A 15,236-nucleotide genomic window follows, 5' to 3' on the forward strand; every position below is an offset into this window, starting at 1 on the left:
TTTCGGAAGCCCTGAGCCGCAGCATCCGTCGTCCCCACGGGTTTGGGGCGCACCGCGTGCATTCGGGGCGCACCCCGCACGCCCCGAACGCACGTCGCACGCCCCAAACCACCGAGACCAGGGAGCAGGGACGACTCGGGAGGACGACGACGCAAGACCCCGCGAAGCGAACCCGGAAGAAGAGGGCCGGTCAGGACTCCTCGGCGAACACGTCCCTCGCGATGCGGAACGCGGTGTTGGCGGCGGGGACGCCGCAGTACAGGCCCGCCTGGAGGATCACTTCCTTGATCTCGTCGACGGTGAGGCCGTTGCGCAGCGCCGCGCGCAGGTGCATCGCAAGCTCCTCGTGATGCCCGAGGGCGATGAGTGCCGTGAGCACCGCGACCGACCGCGACCGGCGGTCGAGGCCGGGGCGCGACCAGATGTCGCCCCACGCGACGCGGGTGATGAAGTCCTGGAAGTCGGCGGTCAGCTCGGTCGTGCCCGCGATCGCGCGGTCGACGTGGGCGTCCGACAGCACCTCGCGGCGCACGACCATGCCCTGGTCGTACCGCTCCTCGTCGGTAAGGCCCTCGCCGTCCGGGCGGCTCACGCGGCACGCTCCGCGGCGACCGTGTCGAAGAACTCCCGCAGCACCGCGGCGGTCTGCGCCGGGGAGTCGGCGGGCGCCAGGTGGGAGGCATCCGGGATCCCGATCGCCTCGCCGTGCTGCACACCCGCGGCGATCTCGCGAGCGGATGCCTCGGGCGTGACCGCGTCGTGATCGCCCCACACCGCGAGAACCGGGGTGGCGATCTCGCCCAGCCGGTCGCGCACGTCGAAGACGGCGAGGGCGTCGCAGCAGCGGGCGTAGCTCTCGTCGTGCGTGTTCTGCAGCACGTGGAGGAGCCGCCCGGTGAGATCGGGATCGCGCTCGATCGATCCCGGCGCGAACCAGCGCTGCGCCGAACCGATGATGAGGCTCGACGTGCTCTGCGCACGCACCTGGGCCGCCCGCTCGCGCCAGCCCTCTGCGGTGCCGATCTTCGCGCCCGAGCACAGGATCGCCGCGGCGGCGATGCGGTCACCGTGGCGCAGCAGCAGCTCGAGCCCAACGGCGCCTCCGAGCGAGACCCCGGCGTACAGGAACGGCCCGTCGACCGCGGTGGCGACCGCGTCGGCGAGCTCGGCGATCGTGAACCCCTCGGTCGACGGGGGCGCGGCGCCGTGGCCGGGCAGGTCCCACAGGGCGACGCGGTAGTGCTCGGCGAGCGCCGGGATCACGCGGTCCCACAGCAGCGTCGACGTGCCGAGCGACGGCCCGAGCACGAGCAGCGGCGCACCGTCAGGGCCGACGGGGTCGGTGAGGGAGATGGCGGGGACGGTCACGCGTCCTCCTCTGCGGTGCGTGCGGCGGCCTCGTCGACGAGGCGGCCGGCGAGTCCGGTGTAGCGAGCGGGGTCGAGCAGGTCGGCGGCGAACGCCTCGGGGGTCGCTCCGGCCGCTGCGGCGAGGGCGGCGACGTCGGGCGACGCCGCGAGGAGCCCGGCGAGGTCGCCGCCCGCGGCGGCCTCGGCCACGAGCTCCGCCACACGCGCGGCACCCAGCACGGGCCCGAGCACGATCGAGAGGCGCTCCGAGACGATGAGCCCGCCGGTGGCCGCGAGGTTGCGGGCGACGGCGTCGGTGTCGACGTGAAGCCCGGCGACGAGTGAAGCCGCGTGGGCGGTCGCGCCGAGCGCGAGGCGCAGCAGCTCCCGCAGCGTCGGCCACTCCGCATGCCACGCGCCGTCGGGGCGCTCGTCGGCGGCGAGTGCCGACGCGAGATGCAGCGTCGCCCCGAGCTGGGGAGCGCGCAGCGCGGCCGAGCGGATGAGGACGGATGCTGCGGGGTTGCGCTTCTGCGGCATGGCCGACGATCCGCCGCCCGCGCCCTCGGCGAGCTCGCCGATCTCGGTGCGGCTGAGCGTCGCGACGTCGGTGGCGATCTTGCCGACGGCGTCGATCGCCTGCACCAGGGCGTCGCCCAGCTCGGTGACCGGCCAGCGGCTCGTGTGCCACGGGGCGTCGGGGGTTGCGAGTCCGAGTTCGTGCGCGAAGGCGGCGGGCAGCGCGGCGGCCGCCTCCGGCCCCGCGATCTCGGTGAAGGACGCCAGCGTTCCCGCGGCGCCGCCGAGTTGCGCGGGCAGCTGGTGCTGCATGTCGTCGACGCGCGCCCTCGCGCGCTCGACGCCCCGCAGCCAGCCGGCCGCGCGCAGGCCGACGGTCGTCGGCACGGCGTGCTGCGTCAGCGTGCGCGCCGCCGCGACCTCGTCGCGCCGGGAACGGGCCAGCGAGCGCAGCGACACCTCGGTGTGCACGAGCGCCGCGACGATACGGCTCGTCGCCGCCCGGGCCACCACCATCGCCGCGGTGTCGACGATGTCCTGGCTGGTCGCACCGCGGTGCACCCAGAGTCGCGCGTCGACTCCGACTCGTTCCTTGAGCCGCCCGACCAGCGGGATCACCGGGTTGCCGCCGGCGACGGAAGCAGCGGCCAGCGCCGTGCCGTCGACGCCGTGGTCACGGCATCCACGGAGCGCACCCTGCCAGCCGAACTCCGTCTCGATCTCATCGACCGCCTCATCGGGCGCGAGGCCGATCTCGCGGTAGGCCCGTGCGAGCGCGACCTCGGCCGTCACGAGGGCGTCGAGGTATGCAGCATCCGTCACCGTCTCGTCATGACCGACGGTCACGGGCGAGAGCAGGCCCTCATCGAGTGCGGGCCGGTCACGGTCAGAAGGCAAGGAACACGGTCTCCTTCTCGCCCTGCAGGTGGATGTCGTGGTGCAGGTTGCCGTCCGGCAGGCGCGTCGCGATGAGCGTAGCGCGCTCGCCCTCCTCGAGCGAGGACAGGAGCGGGTCGGCGGCGAGGAGCTCCTCATGCTCGGGCAGGTAGATCCGCGTCACGAGCTTGTCGGGAAGGCCGCGCGCGAACACGATGACCGAGTAGAACGGCGCGCCGCCGTCGACCGGACCGGGGTTGCGCGTCCAGAACTCGTAGCGGCCGACGTCGGTCGTGGCTGCGCGGCCGAAACCCGTGAACGAATGGTCGTCGCGGCGGAAAGCGCCGTGGGCGCGCGGGATCCGGCCGTTCTCGTCGGCGCTCCAGATCTCGATGACCGCGTCGGGGATCGGGTTGCCGGCGCCGTCGAACACCGTGCCGCCGAGCACGACCGAGCCCGGGCTGTGCGGGAACGCCACCTGGTGCTTCTTCTCGTAGTCCAGGCCGAACGCGAAGAACGGGCCGACGGTCTGGCCCCCGGTGGCCTCGTGGGTCTTCGGGCCGAGGTCGCGGGCGGTGCGGGCCATCAGTGCTCTCCTTCTTCGGGCTCGAACCACGTCGCGTCGGGGCCGTCGACGACGATGTCGAAGCGGTACCCCATCGAGAACTCGGGCACCGACAGGTCGTGGTCGTAGAGGCCGATGAGGCGGTCGCGGTCCTTCTGGCGCCAGATCGTGTTGTAGATCGGATCGAGGGGGAACAGCGGGTCGCCCGGGAAGTACATCTGCGTCACGAGCCGCTGCGTGAAGCCCGAGCCGAAGATCGAGAAATGGATGTGCGCAGGCCGCCACGCGTTGACGTGGTTCTTCCACGGGTAGGCGCCGGGCTTGATCGTGGTGAACTTGTAGTACCCGTCGTCGTCGGTGACGATTCGGCCGGCGCCGGTGAAGTTCGGGTCGAGCGGAGCGGGATGCTGATCCCGCTGGTGGATGTAGCGACCTGCGGCGTTCGCCTGCCAGATCTCGACGAGCTGGTTGGGGACCGGGCGCCCCCACGAGTCGAGCACGCGACCCTCGACGGTCATGCGCTCACCCTGGGGCTCGCCGATGTGCTGCAGCGTGAGGTCGGACTCGATCGCCGCGACGTCGCGCTGGCCGAAGGCGGGCGAGAACAGCTCGATCGTCTCGGGGTCGACGAGCTTCGGGTTCTTGGTCGGGTGGCGCAGCAGGCTCGACCGGTACGGCGGGAAGTCGTGCAGGCTCATGTTGAGCCGCTCTCCCGCCGCCTCACGCCGTGCGGCGGCGGCGTGGTAATCGACGATCTCCTGCGTGATCTCCCGCTGGGTGAGCTGGTCGGGCGAGGCCAGCAGCGACTCGGGGGCCGCCGCCGTCTGCTCGAGCACCACCGACGACGAGAACGCCTCCTCGCCCTGGGGATCGGGCTGGGCCTGTGTCATGAGGTCTCCTTCGACGACTCGGGTCGTCCCAGGGTCGCACTCCCGCGTGCACTCACCGCCGTGGATTCCCACTCAGTGGGAATCACGGATGCTGCGCCCCCGCAGCATCCGTCGCCCTCATGCGTCGTGCGGGTCGGCGCTGTCGGTGTCGCGCGCTCGGCGTCGTTCCCTGTCGGCTTTGGGGCGCGATTCGTCCGTTGGGGCGCACGATGTGCGCCCCAACGGACGAAATGCGCCCCAAACCTGGAGCGGTGCGGGGTCACGCCACGCGGAGATCGTGGTGGAGGTCCTTCGCGGCCTGAACGACGAGGGGCCCCAGACGCCGCTCGTCGGCTCGCGCGAGGTGCACGACGAGCCCGAGCGCGACCGGCGGCAAGCCCTCGACCCGCGGCAGCGCGGCCGCGACCGAGACGTTGCCAAGGGTCATCTCCTCGCGGGTCGTCGCGTACCCGAGGGCCCGCGTGCGCGCGATGTCGGCGCGGAGCTCCTGCTCCGTCGCGATCGAGTTGACCGTCTCGCGCTCGAGCGGCGCCTCGAAGTACTCCCGCAGCCAGCCCTCGTCGCGCGTCGCGAGCAGCGCCTTGCCGACGCCCGTGGTGTGGAGGGGCCCGCGTCCTCCCATGCGGCTCAGCGTCGGGATCGACTGGCGTCCGGTGAGGCGTCCGACGTACAGCGCGGTCGTCGTGGCAGGCGTTGCGCCGTCGAGTACCGCGAGGTGAACGTTCTCGCCGGTCGCCTCGTACAGCCGCACCATGTGGGGCAGCGCCGTCTCGCGCAGGCGCAGCGACAGGGGCGAGAGCTCGCCGAGCTCCCACAGCCGCGGACCGATGGCGTAGGTGTGGCCGGGCCCTCGCGTGAGGAGGCCCTCGGCCACGAGCGTCGCGAGCAGGCGGTGCAGCGTGGATGACGCGAGCCCTGTGCGCGCCGCGAGCGTCGTCGCCGTGACCGCGGGGTCGTCGTCGGTGAAGCACCCGAGCACCCGCAGCGTGCGCTCGAGCACGCCTTCGCCCTCCGCCATGGATCCTCCTCGTGCGACGTTACCCGCCCCGACCCACCGGTCGTCGAGCGCGCGAGGGCTTGGCCTTCTCCCGGTCGTCGAGCGAGCGAGGGCTTGGCCTTCTCCCGGTCGTCGAGCGAGCGAGGAACGAGCGAGTCGAAACGCGCCGACCTTGCGAGCAACCTCGGCCTCGGCATTCCCGCACACCCCAGGCGTTTCGACTACGGGCGCCAGAGCGCCCTTCGCTCAACGACCGGTCGATCAGGAATGGCAGAGTGGGCGCATGGCCAACTCGCCCTCCGGCGACTCGATGACCGACCGCATCGTGCGGGTGCTCGAGACGTTCACCGCCGAGCGTTCGATGCAGTCGGCGGCCGAGATCGGCCGCCGCGCGGGGCTGCCGTCGTCGACCGCGCACCGGATCGTCGACGAGCTCGTCGACGCGGGCCTCCTCGAACGCGACGAGGACCGGCGCGTGCACCTCGGCATGCGCCTGTGGGAGCTGGCCCTCCGCGGCTCGACGGCGCTGCGGCTCCGCCAGGCGGCGCTGCCCCACATGGAGCAGGTGCAGGCCCGCATCCGCGAGCACACGCAGCTCGCCGTGCTCGAGCAGGACGAGGCCCTCTTCCTCGAGCGCCTCTCCCACCCCGACGCCGGCGCCAACATCACCCGCATCGCCGGGCGCCTGCCGCTGCACGCCTCGTCGTCGGGCCTCGTCCTGCTCGCCCATGCGCCGTCGGCCCTGCGCGAGCGGGTGCTCGCCGGCGCGCTGCGCGCCCTCGCTCCAGAGACGGTGACGGATGCTGCGCGCCTGCGCCGCCTCATCGCCGAGGTCCGCCGCGCCGGCGTGGTCGTGGCGCCCGGCTCCATCGAGGCCGTGTCGACCGGCGTGGCCGTGCCGATCCGCGACGCGGGCGAGGTCGTCGCCGCGCTGTCGGTCGTGCTCCCCCGCGAGACCGACCCGGAGGCCGCGATCCATGCGCTGCGCGAGGCCGCGGCCGGAATCGAGGCCGACCTGCGGACCGACCGCCGCTGACTCCGTCCCCTTGCTCCCGATCCTCATTTGAGGTTCAGGGCCGAGCTGAGGAGCACACCCGGGTTTCCCCTCCTCATCTCGGCTGAGATCCTCAATTGAGGATGCAGAGGCTGTTCCCGATGAACGGGAATGTTGCCGCGCATTGAGTGGGCCGCGCCACACTGGGCCGAGGCATCCGTTCCCGAACGTCGAAGGAGACGTCCATGTCCACGATCCGCACCCGCGTCGCCATCATCGGCGCCGGCCCGGCCGGGCTTCTGCTGTCGCACCTGCTGGGAATCGCCGGCATCGAGTCGGTCGTCATCGACCAGCGCTCGCGCGAAGAGATCGAGACGACGATCCGCGCCGGCATCCTCGAGCAGGGCACCGTCGAGGTGCTCGACTCGTCCGGAGCGTCGAGCCGCGTGCGCACCGTCGGCAACCGCCACGACGGCATCGAGCTGCGCTTCGCCGGCGCCGGCCACCGCATCGACTTCGCCGACCTCGTCGGCCGCGGGGTCTGGCTGTACCCGCAGCACGAGGCCCTCAAGGACCTCATCGCGGTGCGCCTCGGCAAGGGCCAGGACCTCCGCTTCGGCGTGACCGCGCTGCGCGTCGAGGACGCGGCATCCGATCGCCCCCGCGTCATCGCGACCGACGCCGACGGCGCGCCCCTCGAGATCGAGGCCGAGTTCGTCGTGGGCGCCGACGGCTCGCGCAGCGTCGCGCGCGAGGCGGTCACGGGGTCGTCGACCGGCGGGTACTTCCGCGAGTACCCGTTCGCGTGGTTCGGGATCCTGTGCGAGGCGCCGCCGAGCGCCGAGGAGCTCATCTACAGCAACTCGCCCGACGGGTTCGCGCTCATCAGCCAGCGCAGCGCCACGGTGCAGCGCATGTACTTCCAGTGCGCCCCCGACGCCGACCCGAACGCCCTCAGCGAGGAGCAGCTGTGGGAGGAGCTGCAGAAGCGCGTGCCCGGCACGACGCTCAAGGAGGGCCGGATCTTCCAGCGCGACGTGCTGCGGTTCCGCAGCTTCGTCGCCCACGAGCTGCTGAACGGCCGCGTCGCACTGATCGGCGACGCCGCGCACACCGTGCCGCCGACCGGCGCGAAGGGGATGAACCTCGCCGTCGCGGACGTGCTCGTGCTCGAGCGCGCGCTGCGCGCCCTCCTTCTCGACAACGATGACCGCCTCATCGAGGCGTTCCCCGAGAAGGCGCTGCACCGCATCTGGAAGGCCCAGCACTTCTCGTGGTGGATGACCAACATGCTCCACGTCGCGCCCGACGCGTCGGACTTCGACCGCCTGCGCCAGCTCGGCGAGCTGCAGTCGGTGGTCGAATCCGAGGCCGGTCGCCGCTTCCTCGCCGAGGCGTACACCGGCTGGCCACTCGAGGGCCTCGCCTGACGCAGTGGCCCGTGGCGTGAGCCCCGTTCGGGGCGCAGCGCACGCATTCGGGGCGGACTCCGCGCGCCCCGAACGGATGCATCGCGCCCCGAACCCCGACAAGCCGGCATTGCCGCTGAACGGGAATGAACGGATGCTGCAGCCCCGCCCTCGGCTATAGTCCGGTGCCTATGGCCTCACCGCCCCGGACAGCACCGCCCGAGCCGTCGCGCACGGCATCGGTGGCGATGCTCCTCGCGGCGGTCTGCCTGGTCGCGATGAACATGCGCCCCGCGATCACGGGCCTCGGGCCGCTCCTCGACCAGATCGGCACCGACACGGGTATGTCGGTCTCGGCGCTGGGCCTGCTCGCCGCGGTGCCGCTCGTCGCGTGGGCGCTGTTCTCGCCGCTCGCGCACGATCTGAGCCGCCGGTTCGGGCAGCCGCGGGTGCTGCTGTGGTCGCTGCTGGTGCTGTTCGCCGGCACCCTCGTGCGCTCGATCCCCGGCCCGGTGGTGAGCCTGTGGATCGGCACGGCGATCATCGGCATCGGGATCGCCCTGATCAACGTGCTCATGCCCGCCGTGGTCAAGCGGGAGTTCTCGGGCCACGTCCCCGCCGTGACCGCGGCGTACACCGCTCTGCTCGCAGGCCTCGGCGCCGTCTCTTCCGGCGTGGTCGTGCCGATCTCGCGCATCGAGGTCGGCGGCGATTCGGCCGGGTGGCGCTTCGCGCTCCTCGTCACCGGCGCCGCGCTCCTGCCCTTCGCGATCGTCGCGTGGTGGTGGGCGCACCGTGGCGCCGCCCGTGCCCACGACCGCTCCGCGGCACCGCGCGGGCGCACCGGCATCTGGCGCGATCCGATCGCCTGGCTCGTCGCCGCCTACATGGGCCTTCAGGCATCCATGTTCTACATGTTCGTGACGTGGCTCGCGCCGCTGTCGATGTCGATCGGACGCTCCGAGGTCGTCGCGGGCATCGACGTCATGGTCTACCAGCTGTTCTCGCTCGCCGGCTGTCTACTGTTGCCTCTCGCGCTGCGCGGCGGCCTCGAACGGTGGGCGCCCGCGCTCATCCCGTCGCTCGCGATCGTCGGCGTCGCAGGCCTCATGATCGCGCCGGACGGCGTCCTGGTGTGGGGCTCTCTCATCGGACTGACCGGCGGCGCGACGCTCGCGATGTCGCTCACGCTCATGGCGCAGCGCGCCCGCGACCACGACACCTCGGCGGCCCTGTCGGGGATGTCGCAGTCGGTGGGCTACGTCATCGCCGCGCTCGGCCCGGTCGCCTTCGGCGCCCTGCACAGCCTCACCGGCGGCTGGACGGCATCGCTCGCGCTCGTGCTCGCGGTGCTCGTCGCCCTCACGGCGGTCGGAGTGTTCGCCGGCCGCGACCGGTACGTCCTCGACCGCCGCTGAGCTCGGCCGCCGCCTTTCAGGTGGCGCGACACGCGGAATCGACGCGCCCACCCCGCATGTCGCGACCCCCGAGCCGGGGACGGATGCCGCGTGCCGCCGTCAGTCGGACGGGAAGGCGACCGTGCGCAGCAGCGTGGCGAGCGTCGCGCGGTCTGATTCCGACAGATCGGCGTGCACGCGCTCCTCGGCCGCCCGGGCCGACTCCCGCGCCTGGCCGACGAGTGCGCGGCCGGCATCGGTCGCGACGACGACGTTGGCGCGCCGGTCCGCGGGATCGGGCTGGCGCTCGACGAGGCCGCGCGACTGCAGCTCGTCGACGAGGCTCACGACCTGGCTCGGGTCGAGCCGGAGGAACTCGGCGAGCTCGCGCTGCGACGGCCGCGCCTCGCCCGACGTCAGCACCAGCACGGAGTACGAGCGCGCCTTCAGCCCGTGTTCGGCCAGAGCGGCGTTGCCCGCGGCGAGCGCGATGGCGTTCGCGCGCGCGAGCAGGAAACTCACGTCGTCGCTCAGCGCCGACGCCCGCAGCCCCTCCGGGGCGATGGGGTGAGCGGTGTCGGGCATGCCCACGATCGTAGTCGAATTCATGGATGAACGGAATGATTGACTTTCTCAACAGTTGGGTCTTCAATGGATCCGACACGAAGGAGTTCACGCATGTCATCGCACGCACCGCTCGACGGCAAGGTCGCCATCGTCACCGGCTCGGGCCGCGGCCTCGGCCTCGCCTACGCCCAGGAGCTCGCCCGCCAGGGCGCCGCCGTCGTGATCAACGACGTCGACGAGGCCACCGCCGCCGAAGCCGTCGCCACCATCGAGGCCGAAGGCGGTCGCGCGGTCGCCGTGGCCCTGCCGGTCGGCCCCACCGAGACCGCGAAGCAGCTGGTGCAGACCGCAGTCGACACCTTCGGTCGACTCGACATCCTCGTCACCAACGCCGGCGTCCTGCGCGACACGGTGCTCTGGAAGATGAGCGACGACGACTTCGACACCGTCATCAGCGTGCATCTGCGCGGCACGTTCACCTGCGTGCGCGAGGCCGCGAGCTGGATGCGCGAGAACGAGGTGGCCGGCCGCATCATCTGCATCGGCTCCCCCACCGGCCAGCGCGGCAACTTCGGCCAGACCAACTACGCAGCCGCCAAGGCGGGCATCGTCGGCATGGTGCGCACGTGGGCGCTCGAGCTCAAGCGCGCCGGCATCACCGCGAACGCGGTCATCCCCGTCGCCGCGACCGCCATGACCGCGACCGTGCCCTACTTCGCGGCCGCCGTCGAGGCCGATGCGGCCGGCGAGCCGATGCCCGCGTTCTTCCGCCACAACCTCGGATTCGGTACGTCGGACGACGTCGCGGGACTCATCGCGTACCTCGCATCGGATGCTGCGGCCGCCGTCACCGGGCAGGCCATCGGCATCGGCGGCGACCGGCTGCAGCTGTGGTCGCACCCCGAGGCCGTCGCCACCGCCTACAGCGACGGCGGCTGGTCGTACGACGATCTCGCGACCGGCTTCGCCGACGCTGCGGGGGCTCTCCAGTCGGTGGGCGAGAAGTTCCCGCCGCTGCCCGAGGAGCTGCAGCGCTCGTGACCGGCTGACCCGTTTCGTCTCGCTTCGCTCGCTCACCGACCGGAAGGCGCCATGATCCGCTACGAACCCGCGATCGACCTCGACGCGATTACCGCGATCGACGTGCACGTGCACATCGAGGTCGACCATCACGGGCACTCGTCGCTGCCCGACGATCTGCGCGACGCGGCGGCGAAGTACTTCAGCACCGACGGGCCGAACCCCGACCTCGACGGCGTGGCCGCGTACTACCGCGAGCGCCGCATGGCGGCCGTCGTGTTCACGGTCGACGCCCGCACGAACTTCGGGCATGCACCCATCTCGAGCGCCGACATCGCGGAGGGCGCTGCCCGCAACAACGACGTGCTCATCCCCTTCGGCTCCGTCGACCCGCTCTCGCCGACCGCGGTCGACGACGCCCGCCGCCTCATCGAAGACCACGGCGTGCGGGGCTTCAAGTTCCACCCGACCGTGCAGGGCTTCGATCCCTCAGACCCGACCTACTCACCGCTCTACGAGACGCTGCAGCACGCCGGCGTCGTGGCTCTGTTCCACACCGGCCAGACCGGCATCGGCGCGGGCCTGCCGGGCGGGCGCGGACTGCTGCTGGGCCTGTCGAACCCGATGCTGCTCGACCCGGTCGCCGCCCGCTTCCCCGAGCTGCAGATCATCATGGCCCACCCGTCGGTGCCCTGGCAGGACGAAGCCCTGTCGGTCGCGACCCACAAGCACAACACCTGGATCGACCTGTCGGGCTGGAGCCCCAAGTACTTCCCCGAGTCGCTCGTGCGCGCCGCGAACTCCTACCTCAAGAACCGGGTGCTGTTCGGCTCGGACTTCCCCCTGCTCACCCCCGACCGCTGGATGAGGGATGCCGAGACCGCCGGCTCCTTCAAGCCCGAGGTCATGCCCGGCATCCTGAAGGACAACGCGGTGCGGCTGCTGGGACTGGCGGGCTGACATGCCCGCGCTCGAGGCGGATGCGACGTTCGGGTTCGACCCGTACGCGATCGCGGCCGCGCATCTGAGCGCCGCCGCGCGGGCGGCGCTGGGGCGTCTGCAGCAGACGCTGGAGAGCAGCATCCGTCCCCTCCTCGCCGAGGCGTGGGAGACCGCGACGATGCCGCCCGAGGTGCTCGACGCGCTCATCCCTCTCGACCTCATGCAGCCGGAGGCGGTGGATGCTGCGGAGGCGGCGTCGAGCGTGTACTCCGGGTTCCGCAACTACGTACTGGCGCGCACCGACGTATCGGTGGCGACGCTCTACAACGCGCAGTCGGGGCTCTTCCGCACGACGATCGCGCTGGGCGGATCCCCCGCGCAGGTGGAGGAGCTCGATCCGCGCGTGCGCAGCTTCGAGCTGAAGGGCGTCTTCGCGCTCACCGAGCCCGAGCACGGGTCCGACATCGCCGGCGGCCTCGCGACCACCGCCCGTCGCGAGGGCGACGCATGGGTGATCGACGGCCGCAAGAAGTGGATCGGCGGGGCCGCGGCATCCGATGTGCTCGTCGTGTTCGCGCGCGATGTCGACGACCACGCGGTCAAGGCCTTCCTCGTGCCCACCGACGCGACAGGCGTGCGCCTCGAGGCGATCGCCGGCAAGGTCGCGCTGCGACCGATGCAGAACGCGGTGATCACTCTCGACGGCGCGCGCGTGACCGAGGCGGAGCGCCTCCAGAACGTGAACGGGTGGCGTGACGTGGCGCGGATCCTCCGCGCGATGCGGTCGGACGTCGCCTGGATCGCGGCGGGGCTGCAGGCCGGCGCACTCGACGCGACGGTGCGGTACGTCCGCGAGCGGCATCAGTTCGAGCGGCCCCTCGGCGGTTTCCAGCTCGTGCAGGAGAAGCTCGCCCGCATGCTCGGCAATGCCGTGGCGTCGCTGGCGCTCGTCGCGCAGCTGTCTGCCCGGCAGGACCAGGGCGAGTACGCCGACGAGAACTCCGCACTCGCCAAGCTGCAGACCGCCCGCCTCGCACGCGAGACCGTCGCCCTCGGCCGCGAAGTGCTCGGCGGCAACGGCATCCTGCTCGAGCACGACGTCGCCCGCTTCTTCGCCGACGCGGAAGCCGTGTACTCGTACGAGGGCACGCACGAGATCAACGCCCTCATCGTCGGCCGCGCCCTCACGGGCGCCTCGGCCTTCACCTGAAACCCATCGAAGGAGATCCCATGACCACCACCGTCGACTACGCCGACGTCGCCACGCTCGCCGGCACCGACCTCGGCTGGACCGAGTGGCTCGAGGTCACGCAGGACCGCGTGAACCTCTTCGCCGACGCCACCGACGACCACCAGTGGATCCACGTCGACCCCGAGCGCGCGGCCGAGGGCCCGTTCGGCGGCGCCATCGCGCACGGCTTCCTGTCGCTGTCGCTGACTGTGAAGTTCTGGTCCGAGCTGTTCGACGTCACCGGAGTGACCACGCGCGTCAACTACGGCCTCGACAAGGTGAGGTTCGTGTCGCCGGTGAAGGTCGGCGCGCGCGTGCGCGGCGGCGCGGTCATCGCCGAGGTCACGGAGATCCCCGGCGGCTACCAGTTCGCCGTCGACCAGACCATCGAGATCGAGGGCGGGGGCAAGCCCGCCGTCGTCGCGCGCGGCCTGTACCGCTTCTACGCCTGAGCCGGGCCCGCCTCCTCGAAGGAGAGGACACTGCAACGATGCACAAGGGAATCGGGTTCTGGCTCGCCAAGCGGCGGCTCAAGGACCCCGAGAAGACGGCCGTCGTCTTCGGCGACGCGGAGCTGACCTATCGGGAGCTGGCGGATGCCGCAGACCGCGTCGCCGCCGTGCTGTGGGATCGCGGCATCCGGGCGGGCGACGCCGTCGCGTACATCGGCGAGAACAGCCCGCAGTTCCTGCAGGTGATGTTCGGCGCCGCCCAGCTCGCAGCGGTGTTCGTGCCGGTGAACACGCGGCTCGCGGCGCCCGAGATGCGGCACGTGCTGGTCGACTCCGGAGCCCGCGCCGTCGTGCTGGATGCCGAGTTCCTCGACCGCGCGATGCCGGGTGTCGAGGCGGGGCGCATCGCGCACGTGATCGTGACCGGCGAGGGCCTTGCGGAGCACCCCGGCCTGGCGCGACTGATCGCCGAGGCGCCGCACGGGCACACCGTCGCCGACGTCGACCTCGACACCCCGGCCGCGATCATCTACACGTCGGGCACGACCGGGCGGCCGAAGGGCGCCGTGCTCAGCCACGGCAACCTGACGTGGGTGGCCCTCAACTGCGTCGTCGATTACGACGTCGTCTCGAGCGACGTGTCGCTCATGATCTCGCCGCTCTTCCACGTCGCCTCCCTCGGCATGGGCGCGCTGCCCGTGCTGCTGAAGGGCGCGACGCTCGTGCTCGAGAAGGGCTTCGAGCCGGGCCGCGCCCTCGAACTGATCCAGCAGCACCGCATCACGATGCTCAGCGGCGTGCCCACGACCTACCAGATGATGGCCGACCATCCTGCGTGGGCGTCGACCGACCTGTCGTCGCTGCAGAAGCTGACGTGCGGCGGGTCGGCGGTGCCGACGCGCATCCTCAACGCCTACGAGGAGCGCGGCCTGTCGTTCTCGCAGGGCTACGGCATGACCGAGACCTCGCCCGGGGCGACGTCGCTGTCTCCGGCGATGACGCGGCAGAAGCAGGGCAGTGTCGGCCTCCCCCATTTCTTCACCGACGTGCGCATCACGGATGAGCACGGCGAGGTCGTGCCGCGCGGCACGGTCGGCGAGATCGAGGTCGCAGGGCCCAACGTCTTCCTCGGTTACCACGGCCTGCCCGATGAGACTGCGGCGTCGTTCACGCACGACGGGTGGTTCCGCTCGGGCGACCTCGGCTACCTCGACCGCGACGGTTACCTCTACATCTCCGATCGGCTCAAGGACATGATCATCTCGGGCGGGGAGAACATCTATCCCGCCGAGGTCGAGAACCTCATCGCCGACATCGAGGGCATCTCGGGGGTCGCCGTGGTGGGCGTGCCCGACGAGCGGTGGGGCGAGGTTCCGCTGGCCGTCGTGACCGTGCGCGAGGGCGCCGAGGTCGACACGCGGATCGTCCGCGAGCACCTCGACGGGCTGCTCGCGCGGTACAAGCTGCCCAAGAACGTGGTCGTGGTCGAGGAACTCCCCCGCACCGCCTCCGGCAAGGTGCGCAAGGCGGACCTCCGCGCTCGCTACGGAGAGAGCCGATGACGCACGAACCGCCGGCCCCGTCGCTCGAGCGCGCGTTCGAGGTCGTCGCCGACCTCGGCCCGCTCGAGGACCACGGCATGACCCGCGCCGGTCACCGCCGCATCATCCCGGTCGTCGGCGGCACGATCACAGGCGCCTTCGACGGCGAGATCCTCTCCGGCGGCGCCGACTGGCAGACCGTGCGCGCGGACGGGTCCATCGAGATCGACGGGCGCTACAGCGCCCGCGGCGACGACGGCTCGCTCCTCTACATCCGCGCCCGCGGGGTGCGCAGCGGCGACCCCGCGGTGCTCGAGGCGCTCCTCCGCGGTGAGGACGTCGATCCCGCCGACTACTACTTCCGTGCGGCTCTCACGCTCGAATGCGCCGCGCACCCCGAGTTCGAGCGCGCGGTCTACCTGGCGTCGTACATCCGCGAGGCGCATCGCGTGCGGTACGTGGCCTACCGCGTGACCTGAGCGCGGCC

16 protein-coding genes are annotated in these 15,236 nt (G+C 71.8%); 9 read left to right on the forward strand and 7 right to left on the reverse strand.

What is annotated here, in order from left to right; translation table 11 throughout:
* Window positions 1–190: 190 nt before the first annotated feature.
* The 6 genes from pcaC to Q9R33_RS17465 form a co-directional block, all read right to left on the reverse strand.
* A complete protein-coding gene (gene pcaC / locus Q9R33_RS17440) occupies window positions 191–592 on the reverse strand; it encodes a 4-carboxymuconolactone decarboxylase (protein ID WP_311294532.1) in 402 nt (133 codons plus the stop codon).
* Window positions 589–1,368, reverse strand: a complete 780-nt coding sequence (locus Q9R33_RS17445; RefSeq protein ID WP_311294533.1) for an alpha/beta fold hydrolase — start codon at window positions 1,366–1,368, stop codon at window positions 589–591. Before Q9R33_RS17445 ends, pcaC begins: the two co-directional genes overlap by 4 nt.
* A complete protein-coding gene (locus Q9R33_RS17450) occupies window positions 1,365–2,765 on the reverse strand; it encodes a lyase family protein (RefSeq protein ID WP_311294534.1) in 1,401 nt (466 codons plus the stop codon). The genes Q9R33_RS17445 and Q9R33_RS17450 overlap by 4 nt, the downstream gene beginning before the upstream one ends.
* On the reverse strand, window positions 2,755–3,330 hold the full coding sequence (pcaG, locus tag Q9R33_RS17455; RefSeq protein ID WP_311294535.1) for a protocatechuate 3,4-dioxygenase subunit alpha: 576 nt from the start codon (window positions 3,328–3,330) through the stop codon (window positions 2,755–2,757). Before pcaG ends, Q9R33_RS17450 begins: the two co-directional genes overlap by 11 nt.
* Window positions 3,330–4,199, reverse strand: a complete 870-nt coding sequence (gene pcaH, locus Q9R33_RS17460; RefSeq protein WP_056366238.1) for a protocatechuate 3,4-dioxygenase subunit beta — start codon at window positions 4,197–4,199, stop codon at window positions 3,330–3,332. The genes pcaG and pcaH overlap by 1 nt, the downstream gene beginning before the upstream one ends.
* 259 nt (window positions 4,200–4,458) lie before the next feature.
* Window positions 4,459–5,217 (reverse strand): IclR family transcriptional regulator, encoded by a 759-nt coding sequence (locus tag Q9R33_RS17465; RefSeq protein WP_311294536.1) that lies wholly within the window; start codon window positions 5,215–5,217, stop codon window positions 4,459–4,461.
* Window positions 5,218–5,479: 262 nt separating this feature from the next.
* Here Q9R33_RS17465 and Q9R33_RS17470 point away from each other — a divergent pair, with 262 nt between their 5' ends.
* From Q9R33_RS17470 to Q9R33_RS17480, 3 genes are all read left to right on the forward strand, one after another.
* Window positions 5,480–6,232 carry an IclR family transcriptional regulator gene (locus Q9R33_RS17470; protein ID WP_311294537.1) on the forward strand — a complete coding sequence of 251 codons (753 nt, stop codon included), beginning with the start codon at window positions 5,480–5,482 and terminating at the stop codon, window positions 6,230–6,232.
* Between the two features lie 203 nt (window positions 6,233–6,435).
* The gene (locus Q9R33_RS17475; protein WP_311294538.1) at window positions 6,436–7,620 is read left to right on the forward strand and encodes a 4-hydroxybenzoate 3-monooxygenase; all 1,185 of its coding nucleotides are present in this window, start codon (window positions 6,436–6,438) and stop codon (window positions 7,618–7,620) included.
* 170 nt (window positions 7,621–7,790) lie between these two features.
* Window positions 7,791–9,017: an MFS transporter gene (locus Q9R33_RS17480; protein ID WP_311294539.1), complete on the forward strand. Its 1,227-nt coding sequence runs from the start codon at window positions 7,791–7,793 to the stop codon at window positions 9,015–9,017.
* A gap of 99 nt (window positions 9,018–9,116) precedes the next feature.
* Here the strand turns inward: Q9R33_RS17480 and Q9R33_RS17485 are convergent, their stop codons facing one another.
* Window positions 9,117–9,581 carry a MarR family winged helix-turn-helix transcriptional regulator gene (locus Q9R33_RS17485; protein WP_310243701.1) on the reverse strand — a complete coding sequence of 155 codons (465 nt, stop codon included), beginning with the start codon at window positions 9,579–9,581 and terminating at the stop codon, window positions 9,117–9,119.
* Window positions 9,582–9,674: 93 nt separating this feature from the next.
* Here Q9R33_RS17485 and Q9R33_RS17490 point away from each other — a divergent pair, with 93 nt between their 5' ends.
* Genes Q9R33_RS17490 through Q9R33_RS17515 form a run of 6 tightly spaced genes read left to right on the forward strand, consistent with a single transcriptional unit; the run spans window position 9,675 to window position 15,228 of the window.
* The gene (locus Q9R33_RS17490; RefSeq protein ID WP_311294540.1) at window positions 9,675–10,604 is read left to right on the forward strand and encodes an SDR family oxidoreductase; all 930 of its coding nucleotides are present in this window, start codon (window positions 9,675–9,677) and stop codon (window positions 10,602–10,604) included.
* Between the two features lie 51 nt (window positions 10,605–10,655).
* Window positions 10,656–11,543: an amidohydrolase family protein gene (locus Q9R33_RS17495; protein ID WP_311294541.1), complete on the forward strand. Its 888-nt coding sequence runs from the start codon at window positions 10,656–10,658 to the stop codon at window positions 11,541–11,543.
* A 1-nt stretch (window position 11,544) separates the two neighbouring features.
* A complete protein-coding gene (locus Q9R33_RS17500; protein ID WP_311294542.1) occupies window positions 11,545–12,735 on the forward strand; it encodes an acyl-CoA dehydrogenase family protein in 1,191 nt (396 codons plus the stop codon).
* A 20-nt stretch (window positions 12,736–12,755) separates the two neighbouring features.
* Window positions 12,756–13,208 carry a MaoC family dehydratase gene (locus Q9R33_RS17505; RefSeq protein ID WP_311294543.1) on the forward strand — a complete coding sequence of 151 codons (453 nt, stop codon included), beginning with the start codon at window positions 12,756–12,758 and terminating at the stop codon, window positions 13,206–13,208.
* A gap of 38 nt (window positions 13,209–13,246) precedes the next feature.
* Window positions 13,247–14,770 carry an o-succinylbenzoate--CoA ligase gene (gene menE / locus Q9R33_RS17510; protein WP_311294544.1) on the forward strand — a complete coding sequence of 508 codons (1,524 nt, stop codon included), beginning with the start codon at window positions 13,247–13,249 and terminating at the stop codon, window positions 14,768–14,770.
* Entirely contained in the window at window positions 14,767–15,228 is a 462-nt protein-coding gene (locus Q9R33_RS17515; RefSeq protein ID WP_056366211.1) for a DUF3237 domain-containing protein, read from the forward strand. Before menE ends, Q9R33_RS17515 begins: the two co-directional genes overlap by 4 nt.
* The last annotated feature ends 8 nt before the right edge of the window (window positions 15,229–15,236 follow it).

Source organism: Microbacterium sp. PRC9 (genome assembly GCF_031844125.1).
Lineage (GTDB): Bacteria > Actinomycetota > Actinomycetes > Actinomycetales > Microbacteriaceae > Microbacterium.